Raw genomic sequence first — 23109 nt, forward strand, 5'->3', positions numbered from 1 at the left:
ACGATCCGCGCCCAGGCCCGTGGACGAGCACGGAGCAGGAGTGGGTGGGGAAGCGCCTCAGCCCGCAGGCGGTCCGTCCCCGGAGGTGGTGCGCGGCGGCGAGGCCAGCGTCGCGCTCACCAGGTTGCGTACGGACTGTCTGTCGAGGCTGACGCCGTAGAACAGGCTGCGGAACAACATCAGTCCGGCCCACATGTCCAACACCGTGGAGATGTCTGCGTCCTGCGGGAGGACGCCGCGGTCGACCGCGCGGTCGAGCACCACGACCGACTGCTTCTTGCGCTGCTCGATGAGTTCCTCGCGCAGACGCTGGCCGAGTTCGGGATCGGCCGCCGCGTCCGAGACGAGGGCCGGCAGGACCAGCCTGACCTTGGGCGAGCCGTAGATCTCCGCAAGCGTCTCGGCCACAGCGACGATCTCCTCCTTGCTGTCGCCGATGTCGGCCACGGGCACCTCCGGCAACTGGACGCGTACGGCGTCGAGCACCAGAGCCGCCTTGTTGGCCCAGGAACGGTAGATGGTCGCCTTGCCGACAGCGGCCTCCTGCGCAATGCCTCCGACCGACAGCCGGGAGTATCCGAGGGCTCCGAGCATCCGCAGCGTCGTCGAGAGGATGCGCTCGCGTGCCTCCAGGTCCCGCCTGCGCCGACCTCGCTCGTCCGACATCGGAGAGAGGGTTCTCTTCTGTCCCATGTGTTGAGTTCTCCGATCGTGCATGGCGGCGCGCACCACCGCGGCAGGGCCCCAGAACGAGCCGTCTCGTTCCTTTATAATGAAAGGTCGCGAGCCATTACTCAAGCCTGAGGACCGAACCGCCCCGAGGCCTTCACGGAGCCCTCAGGTCTTCGTGGAGGCCTCGCAGGGGGCGCCTGTCGCGGGCGGTCGCGTTCCGGTCACGCGGGTCGACGAGCCGTTGCTTCCCTCTCCGCGAGCCAATGGGAGATCCGTTCGGCGATCGCCGCGCCGCGGCGGGCCCACCGGACATGGTCGACCCGGTTCCCGCCGTCGGGCCGATAGTGCCAGCGGTCCACGTCGGCCGCCGGAAGCTTCGCGCACAACCGGTCGACCGCACCCGCCGGCGCGAGGTGGTCGCCGGCCACCGACACAGCCAGCACCGGCAGGGTGACCTCGCCGAGGTGGGCCTCGTAGTCGAAGCCGGCTCCGGCGGGCGCGAGGCGGCCGGTGCGGCAGACACGGGCCCAGTCGCGCATCAGCCGGGCCGGCTGGCGGCCGCCGAAGCCGAGCCGGTGGCCCGGCCAGAATCCCCAGAGGGCGGAGATGAGGGCGACGAGTTGGGTGGACGCCAGCACCCGGTACCGCGCCGCGCCGCGGAAGCCCCGGAAGTCCACCGAGCCGGCCGCGACGAGGAGCAGGCCGTCCACCGACTCGGGCTCGCGGGCCAGGTGCAGAACGCTGATCTGACCGCCGATGCTGTGCCCGAGCGGGTAGAGCGGCACGGCGGGGCCGAAGCGCTCGCGTACGGCGTCGAGGACCGCCGGCCAGTCACGAGAGGCGAGTTCATGGTAGCCGTAGCGCGTGCCCCGTCCGGGCCGCGGGCCGCTCGCTCCCTGGCCCCGCAGGTCGACGGCGACCGCGGCGATGCCCAGGTCCGCCAGACGTTCGCGGAACGGGTCGTAGTAGGAAGCCTCCACCCCGAGCGCCGGCCAGATCACGATCACCGCGCGCGGCGGGCCGACGGGGGTGGTGACGCGCGCCGCGAGTGTGGACGGGGACGCTTCCCGCGCGCCCGCCGGCGAAGGAGTCGGGGCGGCGTCCCGAACCGGCCCGCCCGCGGCCCCCGCCAACGGAATCCGCCAGACCTCCGACAAGGCCTCTCCCTCCCCCGGACCGCGCATCACAGCGCCCCGTCGAGCAGCATGTACGCCAAGCGTGCCTCCTGCGTCTCGCGGGACCACCGCTCCGCGGCCTCCATCCGCTCCTGGACACCGGTGTCGACCAGGCGGCGGCCCGGCCAGATCTCGTAGTCGGCGAGCAGGTGGCCGTGTTCGGCGAGGCCTTCCTGGAACAGGGACTCACGGCGGAAGAGCACCTCGGCCATGGGCAGTTTCTCCCACAGGTCGCGGCCCTGCCGGATGAGGTCCAGCAGGCGGGATCGCTGGTCGGGACGGCGGGTGAGGTGGTCGCGGATGACGGCGCTGCCCACGGCGAGATGGCGGATCTCGTCCATGCTGGCGCCCCGTTCGACGAGGGCCGCGGACGGATCCAGCACCTTCCACTTGCGCTCGCTCAGTTCGGCCGCGGGTGCGAGCACGCCCTCCACCAGGACGGTCAGCACGAGCACACCGCCGTAGAAGTCGCCCTGGTCGCGCAGGACGTGCAGGCCGAACTCCTCCAGCGGATCCAGGACGGCCGCCCCCGAGGAGGCCGCGGTCCGGGCGATCGCCCCCGGGACCTCGTCGGCCGGGACTCCCGCCGTGATCAGGTGTTGCCTGAAGACGCGCGCGTGCCGGGCCTCGTCGACGAGTTGCGTGGAGAAGAACTCCAGGCAGTCGTTGTCCGGCGCGTGGAAGACGAGGAAGGACAGCGCGCGGGCGGCCTTCTCCTCGGCAAGGGTACGGAAGGTGAACTCGTCGACGAGCGCGTCGTGCAGCGGGCCGGGGCGGGTGACCGCCTCGGTCGGGGCGTCCGCGCGCACCGTGCCGTCCGCCAGCCTGCGCAGCATGGAACCGGCCACGTGCTCGATCCAGTACGGCAGATTGCAGGTGGCGGGGGTGAGTTCCAGGCTGCGGGCACCCTCCAGGACGCCCGGAGCGGCATCCCAGTCGGCCTCGACGGGCACTGCGGGGGGCTGGGTCATGGTGTGGTCCTCATTTCGTGCCGGGAGTCCGTCTCGGTGGTCGTGGGGGTTCATACAGCGCTGATCGCCCGCAGCAGATGCCATACGGCCCCTGCCCGGACCCGGTCCTGGAAAGCCGCGTACTCGGGCTCGATCACATGCGGAGCCCACTTGAGCTTGAAGGCCTCCTGGGTGCGGGCGGGATACAGTGCCGCGCCGTGTCGGGCCACCTGCCGCAGCGCCCGCGTCAGCAGCGGTGAGGCGGCTCGCGGTTCGAGGTCCTGGTCAAGTCCGGCGAACGGGGTCAGGCCCAGGTGCAGCCAGCGCGCGCCCTCGTCGGCGAACGCGGTCAGCGCCGTCAGGTTGATCAGTTCGATCGTGCCGACCGGGGCCTGCGGTGAGCGGCGGGTGAGGTCGTACAGCCATCCCGGGCGGCTGCCATAGACGGGCGAGTAGGTGATGTAGGCGACGGTGGTCCCGTGCCGACGGGCGAGGAAGGTGCGGCGCAAGGCCCTTCCCGGGCCGCCGCGTTCGCCGACCAGGAACGACAGCTCCTTGACGTGCCGGCCCTTGGCCCGCAGCCAGGCCCGGTCGATGTCGTCCAGGGATCGCTGGTCGGCGAGGTCGTCGGGGCCCGCTTCCACGACCGTCACTCCCTCTCGACGGGCGCGGGAGACGTTCTGGCGGATCTTGGCCGGTCGTCTGCCGCGGAGCGTGAAACGGCCCAGGTCGATGGCGTACGAACTGCCGATCTGGTTCACCGCGAAGCCACGCCGGATGTACAGCGGCAGGTCCGCCCGGCGGAGTTGGACGGCCGTCAGCACGGCGCCTGGGCCGAGATGCCGCAGATAGTCGTCGAGGAGGTCGCCGCGCGCGGACTTCGGGGCGAAGGGGGCGGCGAACTGGATGTGGTGGCGCCGACCGGGCAGGTGGGCGACGATTCCGGGCACTGTGTCGCTGCGGTAGTGGCAGGTGCCTGCGTTGACCGCGAGGAAGGCGCTCGGGTGGTCGGCGTGCTCCCTGAGGACGTCGAGCGCGCCCGGCGCCCGGGCCGGGGCGCTCATGTCGCCGACCGGGCGGCCCGGGCCCCGCGTGAACGCCCCACGCCGGGGTCGGACTCGAGGTCGCTCTCCAGCCGTGCGAACGCGGGATGCGGCTTCGGCTCGAAGGCCACGGCGAAGGGCTTGAGGAAGTTGCCGAGCAGCCCGCGGTCGCCGCACAGGTGGATGGGGACCGCGAGCAGGGCCCATTCCGGACGCACCAGCCAGGCCCACAGGGCGACGACCGCTCCGGCGGTGAGCCAGCTGTGCATGGTGTTGTACAGGACGTAGTACACGCGCGGGATTCGGCCTCCGGCCGCGCGGCGGTGGGCCAGGGCGCCGGGCAGGTAGCCGATGACGTCGATGTACGCGAACAGGGCCAGGGCGACCGACCAGCGCACCTGGTCGAGGTGCCACAGGAACAGGCCCGTGCTCAGGGCCAGGCCGACGCAGTACTCGGCGCGCAGCAGCCCGAAGGTGGCGGGCGTCTCGAAGCGGTTCACGGCATCCATCACGCCGCCCTTCCGCCGGCGCCCTCGGCCGACGGCTCGCTGCCCGCCGCCCGCAGGGCCTCCGCTCCCGGGAGCTCCTCGGCGTCTGCGGTGTCCTGCCGCCCCTGTTCCGCCAGCAGCGTGCGCAGTATGTGCTCGATCGTCTCCAGCAACACCCGCTCCGCCACCGGATCCACGATCCCCGCCAGACTCGGCAGGCCGAAGTCGAACGTCGCGGCGAAGCGGACCTGCGCGGTGCCGTGCGGCCCGGCCGCGATGTCCCACCGGCCGTCGAAGGACTCGAAGTCCCCCTCGGTCTGGCGGAAGACTATGGACAGGTCCCGGTCGTCGAAGACGTCCTCCTCGCTCCACGCGAGGACGCCGTTGCGGAAGTCGACCTCCCAGTCGCTGAGGACGGGTGAGCCGGATCCGGCCGGGTGGACGGTGACGGAGCGGACCGTGTCGACGAGGTCCGGGTAACGGGCGAAGTCGCGCACCCGCTCGTAGGCTTCGTGAGGGGACAGGCGGGTGTCGCCGTACAGCAGTTCCACCGAACGCATGGGGTGGGTCCTTTCCGATGTGGGTACCGGACTACGCGGCCGGGAAGCGCTGGGCCAGCGAGCGGAAGGCCCCGTCGAGCGCGTCGTCCAGGTGGTCCAGTTCGGGCTCGTCGAGCACGGCCGGCGGGGTGAGGCGTACGACGGTGTGCGCGTTGAGGGAGTGGTTGGCGATCACGTCACGGGCGAGCAGTTCCAGCAGGAACTCCCCCGCCAGGCCCGCCTCCTCGAACTCGACACCGATGAGCAGGCCGAGGCCGCGGACGTCGCGCACCAGGTGCGGGCAGTGGCGGGCCACGGTGGACCGGAGAGCTGTCAGGATGCGCCCGCCGAGCACGGAAGCGCGTTGGACGAGCCCCTCGTCCTCGATGACGCCGATCGCAGCCTCGGCGGCCGCCATGGCCAGGGGGGCGGCGGAGAAGGTGGAGGTGTGCAGGAACGGGTCACGGTCGAAGGCCGCGAAGGCCTCGGCGGTGGCGACGGCCGCGGCCACCGGGACCACGCCGCCGCTGAGCGCCTTGCCGACGAGCAGCACGTCGGGGGTGACGCCCTCGCGGTCGGCTCCCCACCACTCGCCGAGGCGGCCGAGGCCCGTCATCACCTCGTCCAGGACGAAGAAGGCGCCGGAGGCGGCGCAGGCCGCCGCCACCTCCTTGAGGTAGCCCTCGGCAGGCACCAGGACGCCCGCCTCGCTCTGCACGGGCTCCACCACCACGACGGTGTCGGAGGCGTCGGCGCCCAGCGCCTCGCGCAGCGCGTCCGCGTCGCCGTAGGGCACATGCGTGGTGTCCGGCAGCAGGGGGGTGAAGGGATCGCGGTAGAACGGCTTGCCGGTGGCGGAAAGGGCGCCGAGGGTCTTGCCGTGGAAGCCGCCCGAGGTCGACACGATGCGCCGGTGGCCCCGGGTGCGGGCCAGCTTCAGGGCTGTCTCCACGGCCTCGGCCCCGGAGTTGGTGAAGTGCACCCGCGCAAGGCCCGTCGGCGCCACCCTGGTCAGGGCGGCCGCAGCGTGCGCGGCCCGCGGCTCCAGCAGCAGCCGGGTCGCCAACGGGTGGGTGCGCAGCTGCCGTTCCACGGCGGCGACGATCCGGGGGTGGCAGGCGCCGGCGAGGAAGACGCCGTAACCACCGCAGTTGAGGTAGGCACGCCCGTCCTCGGTGCGCACCCAGGAACCGGCGGAGGCGACCTCGACCTGTCCGCCGAACATCTCGCCGAGCTTTCCGCGCCCCTGGCTGAGGTGCCGCTTGTAGAGGCGGGCGATCTCCCGGCCTTCGGTGCCCGCCATCACCGCACCCGCAGGGGTGCGCCGTCGTGGTGGTCGAGCAGCGCCTGGGCGGTGGCCCCCCGCGAGGGCGGGTGGAAGGCCAGGGCACGGCTGACGGCCAGCAGGTGGCCGACATCGGGGGTGGTGGCGAAGGCCAGGCCGCCCAGCAGTTCGGCGGCCCGGTCGGCCGCGGAGACGAGGAGTTCCTGCACGGCGTAGCGGGCGGTGAGGACGGTGGCGAGCTCGTCGTTGCCGACCGTGTGCTCGTCGACGATCCGGGCCACGTTCTCCGCCAGGCCGATCGCCGCCTCCACCCCGGTCAGCAGCGCCGCCCGGTCGGTGGCGCTGCCCTTGCCGGCGCGCAGGGCGCTCTCGGCGAGCCGGGCCACGGCACCGGTGTAGACGCTGGTGACCAGCAGCTCGAACCACACGAACCCGACGGTCTGCAAGGTGTCGAGGCCCGTGCCCAGCTCGACCTGGGGCCGCAGCATCAGCTCCTCGGGGATGTGCACCTCCTCCAGGACGACCTCGTCGCTCTCGGCGCCGGCCAGGAAGGGTGCCTGCCAGAAGGGGCGGCGGGAGACGCCCGGGGAGTCGGCGGGCACCAGGGCCACGCCGAGTTCGGTGCCGCCGTCCTCGGCGGGCAGGGCGACGCTCGCGGTGATGAGGTTCATCGACGCCGACAGGCTGCACGGCTTCTTGCTGCCGCTGACCAGGTAGCCGCCGTCGACGGGCACCGCGGCAACGCCCGAGTCGAGGACGCCCGCGCCGGTACGGCCCTCGGCGAACGCGGAGCCGACCAGCAGCCGGTCGCGGGCGATGCCCTCGATGACCAGCCACTCCAGGCCGCTCGCATCGGCGGAGGCGACCAGTGCGACGAGGCTCGCCACGGAGAAGTTGTGCATCGCGGTGGCCACGCCGAGGGAGGGCGACAGGGCGCCCAGCGCCCGGGACACCCGCGCCGCCTGAAGCGCGCTCGCCCCCGCTCCGCCGTACGGCGTGGGCACGAGCAGGCCCGGACCGCCGTGCCGGCGGAAGAGCTCCGTGCCGGGGCTGCCGGACGACTCCAGTTCCATCAGGGGCACTTCGGCCAGGGCTTCGGCGAGCCCCGGCAGGAACTTCTCGCACGTCGCGCGTGCGCTGTCCATGCCGCGCGTCACGCGGACACCTCCTGTACGTCGACGTCGTCCGGCCCGGCCTGGGCGAAGACCGCCGCGCCGGGCCGCACTCCCCGGGCCACGCTGACTCCCTGCAGGTGGGAGGTGCGCAGGATCGGGTAGTTGGCCTCGCCGGTCGGGCCGCCGGTCAGTCCGGTGCCGCCGTGGGTGGGCAGCAGGGGCAGGAAGCCGATGTGGGAGTCGTTGACCTTGAGCAGCCCACCGTTGCGGATCATGCGCAGGAAGGCGTCGACGGTCCGCTCGCTGCCGGACCACAGCGAGTTGCGCAACCCGTACTCGTTGGTGTTGACGAAGTCGGCGACGGACACGAGGAGTTCGGCCTCGTCGGCTTCCTCGGGCACGACCACGGGCAGCAGCGGGAAGAACGTCTCATGGCGGACGGCGTCCAGGTCGCGAGCCGACTTCAGACCGTTCACGCGCAGCACCGTGGGCTCCAGGAAGAGCCCCCGGGTGTCGTCGGGCCGCCCGTGCACGTCCAGGCGGCGGCCGCCGCAGACCAGCTCGGCGCCCGCCTCGGTGGCCTGGCCGAGGACGTCGTAGAACCTGTCGGGGCGCAGGACGGGCGACAGCAGCGCGTCGGGGGCCTCCGGAGGGCCGGGCCTGATCGCGGCGGCCCGCTCCCGCAGCTTGGCGAGGAGTTCGCCGGCGATGCGCGGGTGGACGACGGCGCAGTTGGGCACCATGCAGATCTGCCCGGAGCCGTAGAAGGCCTCGGCGAGGGCCTCGGCGGCCAGGTCGAGGTCGGCGTCGTGCCAGACGACGCAGATGTCGTTGCCCGCGAGTTCGAGGACGGGCTTCTTGCCGCGGGCGACGCACTCGGCGCCGAAGGCGATGCCCTGCTCGCTGCCGCCGAAGTACATGATGTCGTCGACCAGGGGGCTGGCGAGCCACTGGTCGAGGGTGCCGCGGGCGTCGGAGCACAGCACCGACAGGGCGGCCGCGGGGGCCCCCGCCCGTTCGAGGGCGGGGGCGATCAGCTCGCGCAGCGCGTACATCACGCCGAGGGGCGCGCTGCGGGGGGCGCGGACGACGAGGGCGTTGCCGGCCGCGAGCGCCCAGATGCCGAGCAGGGCGTTGGCGACGGTGGCGTTCTGCGGCGGGTTGAGGCAGACGACTCCGTCGGCGACCCGGCGGACCTGGAGGGTGCGGGGGCCGTCCTGGGCGGTGTGTCGCATCTGTCCGGCGAGGAAGGACCGGGTGGCGGCGCCGGTGTTGGCCAGCATCCCGGCCGCCTCCCAGCGGGCCAGGGCCCTCGGGTGCCCCTCCGCGATCATCAGGTCGACGAGCGTGTCGTGGTGGGTGCGCACCAGGTCGTGGAACTCCTCCACCACCCGCATGCGGCGTTCCAGGGGCGCCGCCGACCAGGTCCGCGCGGCGCCGGCCGCGAGTTCCAGGGCGGCGTTCATGTCGTCGGCGTCGGCGGTGGCGCACCGGCCGACGACGTCGGTGCCGGCCTCGTCGAGCGAGACGCGGCCCCGCTCCAGGCCGCGCTTGAGGCGGATCGCGCCGAAGAAGTCGTCCAGCATGGCCGAGGCGCGCAGGGTGTAGATCCACTGCTGCCCGGGCTGTTCGGTGCCGCCGAGGTAGGAGCCGTAGCTGAGCACGGGCCTCACCGCTTCCCGTACCGGGCGACGGCGTCGTCGAAGGCGGCGGCCAGCGTGGTGATCCGCTCGCCGTCCTCGAACATCGTGAAGTGGTGGCCGGGCACCTTCTGCATGCGCAGCCTGCCGGTGATGTGCTCCTGCCACAGCGACTTGTCGCGCACATTGATGCGCAGGGCGTCGAGCAGTTCCTCCGGCTCGGACTCCTCCGCCTGCAGCAGCAGGATGTCGCCGTCGAAGGGGCGGTCGGGGTAGTAGGTCTTCAGCATGTCGTGGTTGGCCTGCCAGATCGTCAGGAACCCCTCCTCGCGCAGGACGTCGACGTCGACTCCGCGCATCAGGGAGGTCTGTTCGGACAGCACGTCGAACGCCGCGTCGAACTCCCCGGGGCTCAGGCGCCCGCCGACGTAGCTCTCGGGCACATGGGTGTCGAGCATCAGAACCGGTTCGACCCGTTCGCCGGCGGCCTGGAGCTGAACGGCCATCTCGAAGGCGACGTTGCCGCCGAAGGAGTAGCCGCCGAGCCGGTAGGGGCCGTGGGGCTGCACCGACCGGACCCGCTCGACGTACAGGGCGGCGAGGTCGCGCAGGGTGGCGGGCCGCCGGCCGGCCTCGGCGGCGGGGAAGGACAGGGCGGTCAGCGGGACGGTGGAGTGCGAGGCCTCGGCGAGCCTGACGTACAGCAGGTTGGTGCCGCCCGCGGGGTGCACCAGGAACAGGGGTGCGCCGTCGCCCTCGCGAACGGTGACCAGGCCGCTTCCGGCGGGCGCCCCGGCCCGGGCGGCGCGCACGGCTTCGGCCATCCGGCTCGGGGTGCGCAGGGTGCCGAAGGCGTCGAGGTCCAGGGTGACGCCGACACGGTTCCGGAGGGCACTGACGATCTCGACGGCGAGCAGCGAGTCCCCGCCGAGGTCGTGGTAGTCGTCGTCCGGGGCGATCCCGCGCACGCCCAGGTGCTCCTCGAGTACGGCGGTGACCTGCTCCAGCACGCCGTCGTCGGCGCCGGACTCCGCCGCGGTGGTGACGGAGCCCGGCGCCGGTGCGCCCGGCAGCCGCTCGGTGGACGGCTGCTGCGGGACCGGCCGGGGGGTGTCCGGCTCGATCCAGTGGCGCCGGGGGCGCAGGGGGTGGCCCGGCAGGGAGATCTTGCGGGCGAGGGGGAACGGGGCGTCGTCGGCGGGCAGTTCCCCGTTGGCGCCGTCGGCGATCAGCGCGTCGAGTCCCGCCCGCGCTTCGGCGAGGTCCCCGGCGGTGAAGGTGTGCACCACCGCGTGCCGGGTACGGCCTGCGGACAAGGTGTGCGCGAGGTCCACGAGTCGGATCCCGGGGTGCTCGCCGAGGTGGGCGCGCAGTCGGCGGGCGAGGTCGGTGAGGGCGTCGGCGTCGCGTGCGGAGAGGACGATCGGGTACGGCGTCGCCGTGTGCTCCTCGCCGGCGGGCGGGGCGGCCGGCGCCTGGGCCAGGACACAGTGGGCGTTCGTCCCCCCGATCCCGAACGAGCTCACTGCGGCGGCCCGCAGCGGCTCGGCGTCGAAGTGGACCGCGGCGCGCGGCACCTCGTACGGCAGCCGGTCCAGCTGCAGGAACGGATTGGGCTCGCCGATGTTGATCTGCGGCGGCACCGTCTGGTGGTGCAGCACGAGCGCGGCCTTGATCAGTCCGGTGACCCCCGCGGCGGCGTCCAGGTGCCCGAGGTTGGCCTTGAGGCTGCCGATGAGGGCGCCCTCGGCGGGCGTGCCGGCGGCACGGTGAGCGGCGGCGAGCGAGCTCAGCTCCAGTGGGTCACCGACCGCCGTGCCGGTGCCGTGGGACTCGATGTAGCCGATGTCGGCGACCGGGACCCCGGAGACCTCGATCGCCCTGCGGATGACGGCCTGCTGCCCCGCCGTGCCCGGTGCGGTGAAGCCGATCTTGGCCGAGCCGTCGTTGTTGAGGGCGCTGCCGCGGATGACGGCGTAGATCCGGTCGCCGTCACGGCGCGCGTCGGCCAGCCGCTTGAGGACGACGACCCCGCAGCCGTTGCCCTTGACCGTGCCGGACGACTCCGAGTCGAAGACCCGGCAGTGCCCGTCGCGGGAAAGGATGCCGCCCTCCTGGTAGTCGTAGCCGGCGGTCTGCGGGAAGGTGATGCTCACGCCTCCCGCCAGCGCCGCATCCGCCTCGCCGTCGTTCAGGGCCCGGCAGGCCAGGTGCACCGCGGTCAGGGAGCTGGAGCAGGCCGTCTGCACCGTCAACGCGGGGCCGCTCAGGCCGAGCTTGTAGGCGACGCGGGTGGCGAGGAAGTCCTTGTCGTTGCCGAGCAGGACCGGGTACGTCAGCGCGCCGTCCGCGTGCTCGGCCGAGCGCAGGACGTTGAAGAGGAGGTAGGTGGAAAGGCTCCCGGCCGCGTACACGGCCACGTTCGCCCCGCCCCCGGTGACCAGGCCCGCGTCCTCGGCGGCCTGCCAGGCGCAGGTGAGGAACACCCGGTGCTGCGGATCCATCAGGCCGGCGTCACGCGGGGTGACGCCGAAGAAGTCCGCGTCGAACAGGTCGGCGTCGGCGAGGTCGGCGCCGTAGGGCACGCGGGTGGGTGCGTCCAGGTCCGCGGAGCTCGCTCCGGCGGCCGTCATCTCCTCGGCGGAGAAGCGCCGCACGGCCTCGCGTCCGGCCAGGAGCAGCTCCCAGAGTTCGGGCACGCTCGCGGCGCCCGGGAACCGGCCGGCCATGCCGACGACGGCGATCGGGCCGGTGAGCGGATCGGGCTGGTCAGTCATGCGTGGTCCCCCGTATGGCGTCTATGTGGGCGGCGAGCTGCCGCGTGGTGGTGTGCGTGAAGAGTTCGATCATTTCCAGGCCGTCGACACCGAGCCGCTGCTGCAGCCGCCGGTGCACCTCGACGACGTGCATGGACGAGCCGCCGATGTCGAAGAAGTTGTCGTCGGGCCCGAACCTCGCTGCCGGCAGCACGCTGCGCCAGACGTCCCCGACGGCGTCGACGGTGGAGGCGGACTCGGCGGTGGCGGCGGAGTCCGCCGCGGCCGGCCGCGGCACGGTGTCGGTGGCCGACGGCGGCCAGGGCAGGGCCCGTTCGTCGACCTTGCCGTTGACGGTCAGCGGCAGCGCGTCCACCCGGACGAGGTGTGACGGCATCATGTACGGCGGCAGCAGCCGGCGCAGCACGGAGCGCACCGCGGCGTCGCCGGGCAGTCCACGGCCTGCGAGGAAGGCGACGAGCGCGGGATGGTCCGCGTCCCGTGCGTCGAGACGCACCGCGCACTCCTGGGCGCCGGGCAGCGACAGCAGCGCCGATTCGACCTCGCCCAGTTCGATGCGGAAGCCGCGCAGTTGGACCTGCTTGTCGATGCGTCCGAGATGCACCAGGGTGCCGTCGGAGCGGACCAGGCCGAGATCCCCGGAGCGGTAGACGACCGCGCCGTCGTGCACCGGGAAGCGCTCGGCTGTCAGCTCGGGGCGGGCCAGGTAGCCGCGGGTGACACCGGCGCCGCCGACGATCATCTCGCCCGGCACGCCCGGCGGGCAGAGGTGTCCGTCCTCGTCGACGACACGCACCGTCAGGTCGGACAGCGGCCGTCCGATGGCGGAGGCCGTTTCGTACTGCGCGTCCTGCTCGGTGACCGGGTGGTGGGTGACGTGCACGGTCGTCTCGGTGATGCCGAACATGTTGATCAGCCGGGTGCGGCGCCCCATGAGCTCGAACCAGGGCTGCAGGGCCGCGTACCGCAGCGCCTCGCCGCCGAAGACGACGTACCGCAGGGCGAGGGCGTCGCGGTCCTCGGGGCGCAGCACCTTCATGAGCTGGCCGAAGGCGGACGGCGTCTGGTTGAGGACGGTGACCTGCTCACGCGTGAGGAAGTCGCGGAAGGAGTCGGGTGACTTGGCGACGGTCTCGGGGACGACGGCCAGGCGTCCGCCGTACAGCAGCGCGCCGAAGATCTCCCAGACGGAGAAGTCGAAGGCGTACGAGTGGAACAGGCTCCACACGTCACACGGCCCGAAGCCGAAGTGCTCCTCGGTCGAGCGCATCAGCCGCATCACGTTGCGGTGGGTCACCTGGACGCCCTTGGGGCGGCCGGTGGATCCGGAGGTGAAGATGACGTACGCGTCGGCGTCCGGGTCCGCCGGCTGCCGCGGCACGGGTCCGGCGGGGCCGGGGGCGAGGAGGTCGCCGGCGTTCAGGGCCGCGGCGCCGAGGTTCTGCCGGCGCGCCTCGTCCTCGATGACGGGCAGGCCGTCGGGGAAGCTGCGCAGGATCTGTTCGATGCGCGCGGCGGGCGAGCCGGGGTCCAGCGGTACGTAGGTCTTGCGGGCCTTGAGGACACCGAGGATCACGGCGACCAGCGCGGTGCCCCGGCGCATGGCGATGCCCACGTGCTGCCCGGGCACCTCGCGCACCAGCCGGGCGGCGATCCGGTCGGACAGCTCGTCGAGTTCGGCGTAGGTGAGCCGGTTCTCGCCCGCGGTGACGGCCGTGCGGCCGGGAAACCGGTGCGCGATCTTGCCGAACCAGGCGTCCAGCGACCGGTCGACCGCGTACGCCGGGCGCGCCCTGTGCGGGTTGACCAAGTGGTCGAGCGCGGCCTCGCCCTGCGGGGAGAGCGCCGGGATGCCGGTGACGGCGATGGCCGGATCGTCCCGGACGGTGTCGAGGACGGTGCGCATCACGGACAGCGGGTCGGTGGCCCACTGCTCGTGCGAGCACTCGACGTTGACGGTGAAGGAGCGGCCGAAGTCCTCCACGTTCATGGACAGCGGGTACTTGACCAGTCGCCGCGGCTGGATGAGCCACTCCACCTCGCAGCCCGCCAGACGCAACTGGAGGGGCTCCTTGTAGTAGGTGAAGGTGCTGTCGGTGCTGAGGATGCCGCCGACGGCCCGGGGGCAGACCTCGCGGGCCGCGGCGGCGAGGTCGAAGTTCTGGTGGCGCAGCATGCCGGTCGTCGTGGCCTGGACGGAGCGGCACAGGTCGGCGAAGGTGTCGTGCTCGGTGAGGTCGACGGCCAGCGGGAGGGTGTTCACGTAGTAGCCGTACGCCTTCTTCTGGCGCAGTCCGCGACGGCCCGCCAGGGGCAGCCCGGTGACCAGTCGGCGGCCGCCGGTGCAGCGGGCGTAGGTCACCAGATAGGCGGCGAGGAAGTAGGAGAAGGGCGTGCAGCCGAGCTCCTTGGCCTGCTGCCGGATGCGGTCGCTGGTGGCGGCGTCCAGGCGCAGGCGCCGCTCCTCGCCGAGCATGCCTCCGTCGGGGGCGCGGCGGCCCTGGAGACGGTCGTCGCCGAAGGTGGTGAGGTGCTCCAGCTGCTTGCGGAAGAAGGCCACCGCGTCGGGGCGCGGCGTGAGCGGGGCGACCAGGCCGGAGGGGTCGTCCTGGGTGGAGGGGGAGAGTTCGGCGTCCGGGTCGGCGTACAGCCGCTCCAGCTCGGCGATGAAGTTGAAGTAGGAGTAGCCGTCCAGGACGATGTGCGAGAACAGCAGGGCCGCGTAGACGGCGTGGTCGTCCTGGTAGAGCGTGAAGATGTACTGCCGCGGGGCGTCGGGCGGCAGCGGGGTGTCGGCGCGCTCGGCCAGTCGCCGGGCGACCTCCGCACGCTGGTCGCCGCTGAGCCTGATCAGCGGGATGTCCTCGGCCCGGGGCTCGGGTCCGGGCCGGTGCACGGCGAGGACCTGTCCTCCGTGGTGTTCGAAGACGGTGTTGAGGGCGCGGATGCCACGGCCGAGCCGGGCGAGCGCGGTGCGCAGCCGGTCGATGTCCACCTCGCCGGTGATCCGGTAGGCGCCGGCGAGGTTGAAGGCCGCGTTGTTGGTGAAGAGCTGGGTGTGGGTGTGGAGCTTGAGCTGCGCCGGAGTGGCCGGCCTTGCTGAACGGCACTCAGTCATGCACTTGTCTCTCTTCGTCCGTCTCTTCGTTGTTCACGGGCTGGTCAGTGGGCCGGCTTGCTGATGTCCCAGGCGACGGTGAGCGCGAGCCTGCGCGGCAGATGGCGCAGGCCCCACGCGGCGATCTTGTAGCGGAGGCTGGGGATGCTGACGACCTTGCCCTTCTCGAGGTCCTCCAGGGCGGTACGGACCACGTCGTCGGCGCTCAGCCACAGCCAGGGCGGCGGGAAACCGGTGGGGATTCCCGCGCGCTGGTGGAACTCCGTCCGGGTGTAGCCGGGCAGCAGGGCCGTCATGCGCACCCCGGCCGACGTGACCTGGTGCGAGGAGGCGAGGGACTCGGTGAAGGCGATGATCCACGCCTTGCTGGCCGGGTAGGTGGAGCTGAGCCAGGCCGGGCCGAGTCCGGCGACACTGGCCACGTTGAGGACGGATCCGGCGCGGCGCTCGGTCATCGCGGTCAGGGCGGCGTCGGTCAGCCGCAGGACGGCGCGGACGTTGAGGTCGAGCAGGCGCTCCTCGGCGGCGATGCCGGTGGCGAGGAAGGGCCGTTCGTAGCCGATGCCGGCGTTGTTGACGAGCAGATCGACGGCAGGTGCGGCCCCGAGGCGCTCGGTGACCGCGGCGCAGCCCTCGTCACTGGTCAGGTCGGCCGGGATGGTCTCGACGTCGACTCCCTGCTCGCGCAGGTCCTCGGCACGTTCCTTGAGGTCGGTCTCGGAACGTGCCACGAGGACGAGGTCGTAGCCCCGTGCCGCGAGATGACGGGCGAAGGCGCTGCCCAGTCCGGCGGTGGCTCCGGTGACGAGGGCGGTGGGCATGGCGGTGACTCCCAGTCTGGCGGGTGGGACGGGTGTGGTGGGCCGGTCCAGGACGCTCGTGGGGCGCGGACCGGGGTGCCGGGCGGATCGGTGGTGGCGCCCGGATCGTCATGGACGGACGAGTCGCGCGGCGAGGAACGGTCGTGGCTGCGGTTCAGCCGTGCGGGCACTCGGGTGCGTGGGCTGGGGTCGTGCGGGGCGGTTCCACCGTCCCGGGCGCACCCGGCCTCGGTCGGGCGGGCACCGGCTCCGGTGACCCGGACCCGGTCGCGGCGGGGGGACCCCTCCTGGCCGGCGGACCCCTCCAGGCCGGCGAACCCGGCTGCGGCGAGCCGACCCGTCCGCGGCAGTCGGATCAGCGCTGCCTGACGCGTTCGGCCCGGCCCGGCGGCCTCGTCCTGACGCGCACCCCCGCCCCGGTCGGCGGTCTCAGGCCGCCACGGACAGTCCCAGCACCCGCTCCCGCACCGCCGCGAAACCGGCCACCGCACGGTCGAGGTGTTCGCGCGTCTGCACGGCCGTGTAGCTGGTGCGCAGCCGGGGTGAGGCGGCCGGGGGGAGCACGGCATTGACGTACACCCCCTGTTCGATCAGCAGGTTCCAGGCGTGCAGCGTGGCCAGGTCGTCGCCGGTGTCCACGGGCACGATGGGGGTGGCGCTCGACCCGACCCGGTAACCCAGCGCGGTCAGCTCGCGGCGCATGTACGCGGCGTTGTCGGCCACCGCCGTGCACCGCCAGGGCTCGTCGCGCAGGATGCGCAGGGACTCCAGCGCGGCGGCGGTGTTGGCGGGGCTGGCGCTCGCGGAGAACATCAGCGAGCGTGCGTTGTGGCGGAGGTAGTCGATGACCTCCTCATCGCCCAGGACCGCGCCGCCGATGGAGCCGAAGGCCTTGGAGAAGGTGAGCGTGATCAGAGGGACCCGGTCGGTGAGACCGAAGTGGGAGCAGGTGCCGCGCCCCTTGTCGAGCACACCGGCGCCATGGGCGTCGTCGACGAGCAGGGTGGCGCCGAACTCCTCGCAGACGTCCACGAGTTCGGGCAGCGGGCAGAGATCGCCCTCCATGCTGTAGACACCGTCGACCACGACGAGCACACCGCCGCGGTGATCGGTGCGTCGCAGCTTTTCGGCGAGGTCGGTGGTGTCGTTGTGCGCGAACCACTGGATCTTGGCGCGGCTGAGCCGGGCGGCGTCGATCAGGGAGGCGTGGGCCTCCTTGTCGATGAGGATCAGGTCGCCCGGGCCGCACAGCCCGGCGACGGCCCCGAGGTTGGCCTGGTAACCGGTGGTCAGCACCAGCGCCGCGGGCTTGCCGAAGAAGTCGGCGAGCTCCCGCTCCAGGCGGTCGTGCAGGTCGAGGTTGCCGTTGAGGAAGCGGGAGCCGGTGCACCCGGCGCCGTACCGGGCCGAGGCCTCGGCGGCGGCCGCGACGACCCGCGGGTCGGTGCTGAGCCCCAGGTAGTCGTTGGAGCCGCACATGACGACCTCGCGCCCGCCGGCCATGCGGGCGACGCCCGCGTCCCGCCCGTCGAAGTTGAGGAAGTAGGGGTAGAGGCCGGCGTTCCTGGCGTCGCGCGCCCGTGTGTAGGAGGCGCATTTCTGTATGAGGAGAGTCACTCTCATCCACCTTTTCGAAGGTCGTGGGAAGGTGTGGACGAACTCGGTCGCGGAATATGCAATTCCATCTCTCGGACGACCATGTGAAGGATGCTGGACACGGTCGTGAGTTCCCGCGGCGGCGCCGTTGCCGACCCTTCGGAGGCATGAGAGAGAGGTCCTGGATCGTGTTCCGCTGACTTGGGGCGGAATCCGCTCATCGGCCGGCGCGGTCCCAGCTGTTCCAGAGCAGCTGAAGGACGGACGCGATGTCACAGAGTGCATTGCCGACCGCGTTCGCGATCTTGTTCATGTATCCCCCCGGTTCGACCACGAGGGAAAACGTCACAGGTCGACACGTGCCGACCTGGACGCACCACCCCCGTGGGTACGTCTTTGACGTGCGAGAACGGCAAGGTGGCGACCACCTGCACCGAACTTCAGAACGATCCGACTCGTTTCAAGCTACGGTTGCGATCCGATCGAGTCAAGTGACGTCCTGATGAATGGTTCGTCGTTCAATTAGTCTGAAGAAAGGGAGTCGTGGGCTCCGTTTCAACCATTGCACCGTCGGCCGGTATGCCATTACAGTCCGCCGGGTCCGGCCCCGCCTCTCTTTTCCTTCCATCGAATTCAGAAACCACCTGGGAGAACCCTGTGGAACGCCAGTGGAAAGTGCAGGAGAGCATCGTCGTCGACGCGCCCCCCACGGAGGTCTACGCCGCCCTGTCCCGCCTTCGGAACATGGGGAAATGGAGCCCGGAATGCTTCTACGTATGGCATCGCGGCACGACGGCGCGCGAGGGGACCGGATTCGTGGGGTTCAACCGCAAGGGCCCTCTGGTGTGGTTCACGACCTGCCGGGTCACCGTGGCCGAAGCGCCCCGCGAGTTCGCCTTCCGGGTCAGCACCTTCGGCCTGCCCGTGGCCCTGTGGGGCTACCGGCTGGAGCCGGACGGCGAGAGGACCCGCGTCACCGAGTACTGGCAGGACCTGCGGAGCGGTCCCGGCGCCCGCGTCACGGAAGTGCTCGGCCTGGTGTTCACCGGCACCCGCCCCGAGGCGCGCGCGGCGGCCAACCGGGCCGGCATGCGTACCACGCTGCGACGGCTGCAGCAGGCACTCGCGGGCTGACCGACAGACAGACGAACGACCGAGAGGCAGCGCGGCTCATGAACCTCACGACGGACGCACGGTCCTTCGCACCGCTCAAGGAACGGATACGCACCGCCGGCCTGCTCACCCCCTGCCGGGGCTACTACGCGGCCAAGTTCGCCACGAACACGGCCCTGCTGGCCGGCTCCTGGACCGTGTTCGCCCTGGTCGGCGACTCCTGGTGGCAGCTCGCCTGCGCCGCCCTGCTCGCCTTCGCCTACGGCCAGACCGGGCTGCTCGGCCATGACGTGGGCCACGCCCAGGTCACCCGCAACAGGCGGGCCATGGAGGTCCTCGGACTGCTGCACGGCAATCTCGCCCTCGGCTTCAGCTACGGCTGGTGGATGAGCCACCACACCCGCCACCACAACCACCCCAACCACCTCGACCTCGACCCGGACATCCTGCGCCGGGTGGTCGCCTTCTCCCCGCGCCAGGCCGAGGGCGTCTCCCGCCTGCGCGCCTTCGTCATCCGCCACCAGGCAGGCCTGTTCTTCCCGCTGCTGTGCCTGGAGTCGCTCGGCCTGCGCATCGGCTCGGTCATCGCCATCCGGCGCGGGGTGGTGCGCCGCCCGCGATGGGAACTCGCCCTGCTCGCAGCGCACGCGATCGCCTACGGCGTCGTGGTGTTCACCACCCTCTCCCCGCTGCCGGCCGTGCTGTTCGTGGTGGTGCACCAGGGCCTGTTCGGCGTCTACCTGGGCTGTGTCTTCGCCCCCAACCACAAGGGCATGCCGGTGCACGACGGCGCGGAACCCGACTGGCTCGCCCGCCAGGTGCTGACCTCCCGCAACATCCTGAGCTCCCGCCTGCACGACTTCTTCTACGGCGGCCTCAACCACCAGATCGAACACCATCTGTTCCCCACCATGCCCCGGCCGCACCTGCGTCGCTGCCGACCGCTGGTCAGGGAGTACTGCGCCGAGATCGGCCTGCCCTACTACGAGGTCGGCGCCGCCCGCTCCTACCGCGAGGTCCTCGCCCACCTCGACGAGGTCACCCGCGCCGTCGCCCGGCCCGCTCCCGCGCCGCGCTGATCCCGTCGGCGAGCAGCGCTATCAACTGCCCGGTGAAGTCCTCCGACACCGGCCGGCGCCGCACCAGCAACCGGATCCACAGGGCACCGGCCACCGCGTCGACCAACAGGGCCGAATCGAGGTCGGCGGGCAGCTCGCCCCGCTCCACGGCCCGGGTGAACAGCGGCTGGTGGCGCCCGAGCCGGTCCTCCAGGAACTGGGTCACCAGCTCGCGCATGGCCGGATGGCGTACGGCGCCCACCAGCGCGGCCTCCACCACCGCCCGCGTCTGCGGCTCGGCGAGCAGCCCCTCGACCCGGGCGGCCAGTTCGGTCAGGTCACCGGTCAGGCTCCCGGTGTCGGGCAGGTCGAAGGCGAGCGTCCCGGAGTGCAGCAGGGCGTCGCGCAGGAGCTCGGACTTGGACGGCCACCAGCGGTAGATGGTGGTCTTGTTGACGCCGGACCGCTGGGCCACCCCTTCGACGGTGAAGGCGTCGTAACCCTGCCCGGCCAGCAGCTCCAGACTGACCGCGAAGATCTCCTTCTTGCGGCGGGGGCCGCTCCGCCCACCGGCCCGCGCCTGCGCCTGCGCCTGCGCCTGCGCCGCACCGCTGTCCACCACTGCCGCCTCCACACCGGCCCGACAGGCCAACGCAACGTTGTGTTGCGTCGATCATATCCGGACCCTAGGATTGCAACGCACCGTTGCGTTGCGTTCGCCGCGGCGGCGGTGCGCGTGCGTCCGGCTCAGCGCCCAGGGGGAACCGCATGACTCCGACCGCCCGACTCGTCTTCCCGCCCTGCACCGGTGGCGGCGCCGACGTCCACCGGCCCTGGGCGTCCGCCCCGCCCGAGGACGGCGACCCGGGCGGCCGACCGCGCGACGGCGGTGCGGTGACGCGGTGATGACGACGAACCCGAACACGAAAGAGGAGACCGCCGTGCGAGCCAGCACTGTCTGGAAGCAGCCACGCGCCTGGCTGGTCGTGGTCGTGGGCTGTGTGCTGGCCGCCCTCAGCACCGTCAGCTATCTGGCCCCGGCCACCGACCCGGAGGGCCGTCTGCACCGGCTGCCGCTGATCCTCGTCTCCGAGGACGAGGGCGTCACGGCTGCGGACGGCACCAAGGTCGACCTCGGGGCACAGCTGGTCCGCGGCATCACCCGCGCCGCCGCGCGGGACAACCGGGTGGAGTGGACCGTCGTGGGCGACCGGGTGGACGCGGAGCGGGCGTTGGCCGACCAGGACGCCTACGCCGCACTGGACGTCCCCCGCGACTTCACCGAGAAGTCGCTCTCCCTGCTGACCGCGGGCAGCTCCGCGGAACGGCCCGCGCTGACCGTGCTCACCCACCGAGGGGTGGGCGGCATGGCGGCCTCGATGGCGGACAAGGCCGTGCGCGGGACCGCGGCGAAGGCCTCCACCCGGCTGGGCGCCCAACTCGTCGCCCGCGCCGAGACGGTGAAGAAGACCGCCACCGGCCCCGCGGCCACCGCACGCCGCGCCGCCGGCCCCGCGCGCGCCGACGCCCGGCCCGAGAACGCGGCCGCCACCCCCGGCTTCCTCGCCCTCCTGGACGATCCTGTCCGGGTCACGGCGCAGCAGCAGCCCGCGGACGCCGGCTCGGCGTCCTCCGGTGGCATCGTCCCGCTCTATCTGACCGTGGCGCTGCTGATCTCCGGGCTCCTGCCGGCCAGCCTGCTGACGATGCTCGTCGATGCCCGGCTCGGCTACCTTCCCTTGGAGGTCGGTCCACGCCGTCTGCTGAAGCCGGTCGTCGAGATCGCCCGCTCCTCGACGTTCCTCGCCAAGGCGGTCGTCGGCGCCGTCATGGGGTTCGCCGCCGGCGCCGTCGTCGCCGAGGTGGGCCTCGCCAGCGTCGATCTCGGCGCCCAGGCCCCCGGCCGGCTGGTGGTCTTCTGCGGCCTTGCCTGCGCCGCCGTCACCCTGCTGACCCTCGCCCTGTTCGCCGTGTTCGGCGCCCCCGGCCAGATCCTCGCCCTCCTCCTGGTCACGCTGATCGGCATCCCTCTGTCGGGCGGCGCCATCCCGCCCGAGGCCCTGCCGGCGCGCCTGGACGCCCTCGGACAGCTCCTGCCGGCCCGCCACGTCGTCGAAGGCATCCGGTCCCTGCTGTTCTACGGCGGTGACACCGCGCAGGTGACCACCGCCTGGCTGGTCCTGGGAGCGTACGCGCTCGGCTCCGTCCTGCTGGGGCTGCTGGGCTCGCACCTCTACGACCGGCGCGGCTACCGGCGTGCGCACGAGCACGAACTGACGCCCCGTCCCGCGGCACACCCCGCACCGGAGCCGCTTTCCCGTCCGTCGTCGTGAGGTGAGACCCGCCATGGCCATGTTCCTGACCGTTTCCGGCAGCACCTCGCCGGACTCCTGCGCCGAACAGGTCCTGTTCACCCAGGTGGTGCCCCGCCTGGCGGGCGACGGCCACGAGACCCGTCACCTCGCCGTGCGGGACCTGCCCGCCGATGCCCTGCTGCACGGCGGCGCCGGCCGTCCCCGGCTGGCCGCGGCGGCGGAACTGCTCGCCGCGGCCAACGGCGTCGTCGTCGCCACCCCCGTGTACAAAGCCTCGTACGCCGGCCTGCTCAAGGCATTCCTCGACGTGCTGCCCCGACGCTGCCTCGTGGGCAAGGCCGTCCTTCCGCTGGCGACCGGACACATGGCCAGCCACGGCACGCTGCTCCACGAAGCCCTGCGCACGGCGCTCCGTTCCCTGGGCGCGACCGCCATCGCGCCCGGCTGCTTCCTGACCGAGCGGGCCGCCCGCTCACTGGGCGCTCCCCAGTACGTCGGCGCCCGTGAGCAACTCGACCGGGTGACAGCGCTGCTCCGGCGCACCACGGCACGGCTTCCTTCGCAGCAGGCGGCCGGCGTGCGGAGCGTGGCATGAGCCTGCCGGGACTGCACGTGTTCGACGGCCACGATTCGGCCTCCGCTGTGGTGCTGGTGCACGGCATCCGCGTGTCCTCCTCCATGTGGGTCCCGCACGCCCGGCGGCTCACGCCCGACTTCCGGGTGAGTGCCCCGGACCTGCCCGGCCACGGCGCCCTGCACGGCCGGGCGTTCACGCTCGCCGCGGCCGTCGAGGCGCTCGACGCCGTGGTCACCGAGGCACACACGGCGACCGGCCGACGGCCCCTGGTCGTCGGCATGTCCCTGGGCGGCTTCGTGGCCATGGCCCACGCGGCGGCCCACCCCGACCGGGTGCGCGGACTGCTGGTGTGCGGCTCGACCGCGCGGGCGCGCGGCTGGAAGGCGCTCGCCTACACCGCCGCCGCACGCGTCGACGAGCGTCGCAGCGCGGAGCGCAGCGCCGCGGTGAACGCGCGCTTCTTCCGCCGCCACACCAGCCCTGAGTGCGCCGAGGCCGTCATCGCCGGCGGCTTCGCCCGGCACGCCTTCGGTGAGGCCGTCCAGGAGCTGCGCCGCGTGGACTTCCTCGGCCTGGCCGCCGGGCTGCGGACCCCGACCCGGTTCGTCAACGGGCGCCGTGACCTCCTCTTCCGCCTGGAAGAGCAGGCGTTCCTCAAGGCCGTGCGCGGCGGCGGTACGACCGCCCACCTCGCGCACGCCCCCGGCGGCCACCTCTTCCCGCTCCAGGACCCGGACGCCTTCTCCGACTTGGTCCGCGACGCCCATGTGCGGCTGCTCGCCGTCTGACGGATCTCGTCTCAAGGCCCTGGACGTCGTACCGGCGGT

Annotated in this window: 20 protein-coding genes; 6 read left to right on the forward strand and 14 right to left on the reverse strand. The window is 72.4% G+C overall.

Going from position 1 to position 23109, the window contains the following annotated elements:
• Window positions 1–57: 57 nt before the first annotated feature.
• The 13 genes from ABZ261_RS11360 to ABZ261_RS11420 all read right to left on the reverse strand — a co-directional run bounded on the left by ABZ261_RS11360 (window position 58) and on the right by ABZ261_RS11420 (window position 17240).
• A complete protein-coding gene (locus ABZ261_RS11360) occupies window positions 58–666 on the reverse strand; it encodes a TetR/AcrR family transcriptional regulator (RefSeq protein ID WP_356857765.1) in 609 nt (202 codons plus the stop codon).
• A gap of 227 nt (window positions 667–893) precedes the next feature.
• Complete coding sequence (locus tag ABZ261_RS11365) at window positions 894–1856, reverse strand: alpha/beta fold hydrolase (protein ID WP_356857767.1); 963 nt, start codon at window positions 1854–1856, stop codon at window positions 894–896.
• Window positions 1856–2818: a VlmB-like protein gene (locus ABZ261_RS11370; protein ID WP_356857769.1), complete on the reverse strand. Its 963-nt coding sequence runs from the start codon at window positions 2816–2818 to the stop codon at window positions 1856–1858. Before ABZ261_RS11370 ends, ABZ261_RS11365 begins: the two co-directional genes overlap by 1 nt.
• 50 nt (window positions 2819–2868) lie before the next feature.
• Entirely contained in the window at window positions 2869–3861 is a 993-nt protein-coding gene (locus ABZ261_RS11375) for a DUF2156 domain-containing protein (RefSeq protein ID WP_356857771.1), read from the reverse strand.
• Window positions 3858–4349, reverse strand: a complete 492-nt coding sequence (locus tag ABZ261_RS11380) for a hypothetical protein (RefSeq protein WP_356857773.1) — start codon at window positions 4347–4349, stop codon at window positions 3858–3860. The genes ABZ261_RS11375 and ABZ261_RS11380 overlap by 4 nt, the downstream gene beginning before the upstream one ends.
• Entirely contained in the window at window positions 4349–4888 is a 540-nt protein-coding gene (locus tag ABZ261_RS11385) for an SRPBCC family protein (RefSeq protein ID WP_356857775.1), read from the reverse strand. Before ABZ261_RS11385 ends, ABZ261_RS11380 begins: the two co-directional genes overlap by 1 nt.
• 31 nt (window positions 4889–4919) lie before the next feature.
• Window positions 4920–6170, reverse strand: coding sequence for an aminotransferase class III-fold pyridoxal phosphate-dependent enzyme (locus ABZ261_RS11390; RefSeq protein WP_356857777.1), 1251 nt, complete (start codon window positions 6168–6170; stop codon window positions 4920–4922).
• Window positions 6170–7309, reverse strand: coding sequence for an acyl-CoA dehydrogenase family protein (locus ABZ261_RS11395; RefSeq protein WP_356857779.1), 1140 nt, complete (start codon window positions 7307–7309; stop codon window positions 6170–6172). Before ABZ261_RS11395 ends, ABZ261_RS11390 begins: the two co-directional genes overlap by 1 nt.
• Entirely contained in the window at window positions 7306–8931 is a 1626-nt protein-coding gene (locus tag ABZ261_RS11400; RefSeq protein WP_356857781.1) for an aldehyde dehydrogenase, read from the reverse strand. Before ABZ261_RS11400 ends, ABZ261_RS11395 begins: the two co-directional genes overlap by 4 nt.
• A gap of 5 nt (window positions 8932–8936) precedes the next feature.
• Complete coding sequence (locus tag ABZ261_RS11405) at window positions 8937–11684, reverse strand: beta-ketoacyl synthase N-terminal-like domain-containing protein (protein ID WP_356857783.1); 2748 nt, start codon at window positions 11682–11684, stop codon at window positions 8937–8939.
• On the reverse strand, window positions 11677–14802 hold the full coding sequence (locus ABZ261_RS11410) for an amino acid adenylation domain-containing protein (protein WP_356857785.1): 3126 nt from the start codon (window positions 14800–14802) through the stop codon (window positions 11677–11679). The genes ABZ261_RS11405 and ABZ261_RS11410 overlap by 8 nt, the downstream gene beginning before the upstream one ends.
• Window positions 14803–14846: 44 nt before the next feature.
• Window positions 14847–15623, reverse strand: coding sequence for an SDR family oxidoreductase (locus ABZ261_RS11415; RefSeq protein ID WP_356857787.1), 777 nt, complete (start codon window positions 15621–15623; stop codon window positions 14847–14849).
• Between the two features lie 429 nt (window positions 15624–16052).
• Window positions 16053–17240, reverse strand: coding sequence for a pyridoxal phosphate-dependent aminotransferase family protein (locus ABZ261_RS11420; RefSeq protein WP_356857789.1), 1188 nt, complete (start codon window positions 17238–17240; stop codon window positions 16053–16055).
• Window positions 17241–17876: 636 nt separating this feature from the next.
• Here ABZ261_RS11420 and ABZ261_RS11425 point away from each other — a divergent pair.
• Together ABZ261_RS11425 and ABZ261_RS11430 are read left to right on the forward strand one after the other, a co-directional pair.
• Complete coding sequence (locus tag ABZ261_RS11425; RefSeq protein WP_356857791.1) at window positions 17877–18353, forward strand: SRPBCC family protein; 477 nt, start codon at window positions 17877–17879, stop codon at window positions 18351–18353.
• A 38-nt stretch (window positions 18354–18391) separates the two neighbouring features.
• Window positions 18392–19411, forward strand: coding sequence for an acyl-CoA desaturase (locus tag ABZ261_RS11430; protein ID WP_356857793.1), 1020 nt, complete (start codon window positions 18392–18394; stop codon window positions 19409–19411).
• On the opposite strand, the gene ABZ261_RS11435 is transcribed toward ABZ261_RS11430, so the two are convergent.
• Window positions 19371–20012, reverse strand: a complete 642-nt coding sequence (locus ABZ261_RS11435; RefSeq protein WP_356857795.1) for a TetR/AcrR family transcriptional regulator — start codon at window positions 20010–20012, stop codon at window positions 19371–19373. The genes ABZ261_RS11430 and ABZ261_RS11435 overlap by 41 nt on opposite strands.
• Before the next feature lie 146 nt (window positions 20013–20158).
• Here ABZ261_RS11435 and ABZ261_RS11440 point away from each other — a divergent pair, with 146 nt between their 5' ends.
• From ABZ261_RS11440 to ABZ261_RS11455, 4 genes are read left to right on the forward strand one after another with little or no spacing between them, the layout of a single operon-like run.
• Window positions 20159–20296 carry a hypothetical protein gene (locus tag ABZ261_RS11440; protein ID WP_356857797.1) on the forward strand — a complete coding sequence of 46 codons (138 nt, stop codon included), beginning with the start codon at window positions 20159–20161 and terminating at the stop codon, window positions 20294–20296.
• Between the two features lie 35 nt (window positions 20297–20331).
• Window positions 20332–21723, forward strand: a complete 1392-nt coding sequence (locus tag ABZ261_RS11445) for an ABC transporter permease (RefSeq protein WP_356857799.1) — start codon at window positions 20332–20334, stop codon at window positions 21721–21723.
• Between the two features lie 13 nt (window positions 21724–21736).
• Entirely contained in the window at window positions 21737–22300 is a 564-nt protein-coding gene (locus ABZ261_RS11450) for an NAD(P)H-dependent oxidoreductase (protein ID WP_356857801.1), read from the forward strand.
• A complete protein-coding gene (locus ABZ261_RS11455; RefSeq protein WP_356857803.1) occupies window positions 22297–23070 on the forward strand; it encodes an alpha/beta fold hydrolase in 774 nt (257 codons plus the stop codon). The genes ABZ261_RS11450 and ABZ261_RS11455 overlap by 4 nt, the downstream gene beginning before the upstream one ends.
• The last annotated feature ends 39 nt before the right edge of the window (window positions 23071–23109 follow it).

Origin of the sequence: Streptomyces sp. NPDC006193, assembly GCF_040613915.1 — a bacterium.
Classification (GTDB): Bacteria; Actinomycetota; Actinomycetes; order Streptomycetales; family Streptomycetaceae; genus Streptomyces.

What these genes read in the sequence shown, in the direction of transcription:
- ABZ261_RS11360 (WP_356857765.1), bottom strand. Translation starts at nt 666, where the DNA reads ATGTCGGACGAGCGAGGTCGGCGCAGGCGGGACCTGGAGGCACGCGAG.
- ABZ261_RS11365 (WP_356857767.1), bottom strand. Translation starts at nt 1,856, where the DNA reads ATGCGCGGTCCGGGGGAGGGAGAGGCCTTGTCGGAGGTCTGGCGGATT.
- ABZ261_RS11370 (WP_356857769.1), bottom strand. Translation starts at nt 2,818, where the DNA reads ATGACCCAGCCCCCCGCAGTGCCCGTCGAGGCCGACTGGGATGCCGCT.
- ABZ261_RS11375 (WP_356857771.1), bottom strand. Translation starts at nt 3,861, where the DNA reads ATGAGCGCCCCGGCCCGGGCGCCGGGCGCGCTCGACGTCCTCAGGGAG.
- ABZ261_RS11380 (WP_356857773.1), bottom strand. Translation starts at nt 4,349, where the DNA reads ATGGATGCCGTGAACCGCTTCGAGACGCCCGCCACCTTCGGGCTGCTG.
- ABZ261_RS11385 (WP_356857775.1), bottom strand. Translation starts at nt 4,888, where the DNA reads ATGCGTTCGGTGGAACTGCTGTACGGCGACACCCGCCTGTCCCCTCAC.
- ABZ261_RS11390 (WP_356857777.1), bottom strand. Translation starts at nt 6,170, where the DNA reads ATGGCGGGCACCGAAGGCCGGGAGATCGCCCGCCTCTACAAGCGGCAC.
- ABZ261_RS11405 (WP_356857783.1), bottom strand. Translation starts at nt 11,684, where the DNA reads ATGACTGACCAGCCCGATCCGCTCACCGGCCCGATCGCCGTCGTCGGC.
- ABZ261_RS11410 (WP_356857785.1), bottom strand. Translation starts at nt 14,802, where the DNA reads ATGACTGAGTGCCGTTCAGCAAGGCCGGCCACTCCGGCGCAGCTCAAG.
- ABZ261_RS11415 (WP_356857787.1), bottom strand. Translation starts at nt 15,623, where the DNA reads ATGCCCACCGCCCTCGTCACCGGAGCCACCGCCGGACTGGGCAGCGCC.
- ABZ261_RS11430 (WP_356857793.1), top strand. Translation starts at nt 18,392, where the DNA reads ATGAACCTCACGACGGACGCACGGTCCTTCGCACCGCTCAAGGAACGG.
- ABZ261_RS11440 (WP_356857797.1), top strand. Translation starts at nt 20,159, where the DNA reads ATGACTCCGACCGCCCGACTCGTCTTCCCGCCCTGCACCGGTGGCGGC.
- ABZ261_RS11450 (WP_356857801.1), top strand. Translation starts at nt 21,737, where the DNA reads ATGGCCATGTTCCTGACCGTTTCCGGCAGCACCTCGCCGGACTCCTGC.
- ABZ261_RS11455 (WP_356857803.1), top strand. Translation starts at nt 22,297, where the DNA reads ATGAGCCTGCCGGGACTGCACGTGTTCGACGGCCACGATTCGGCCTCC.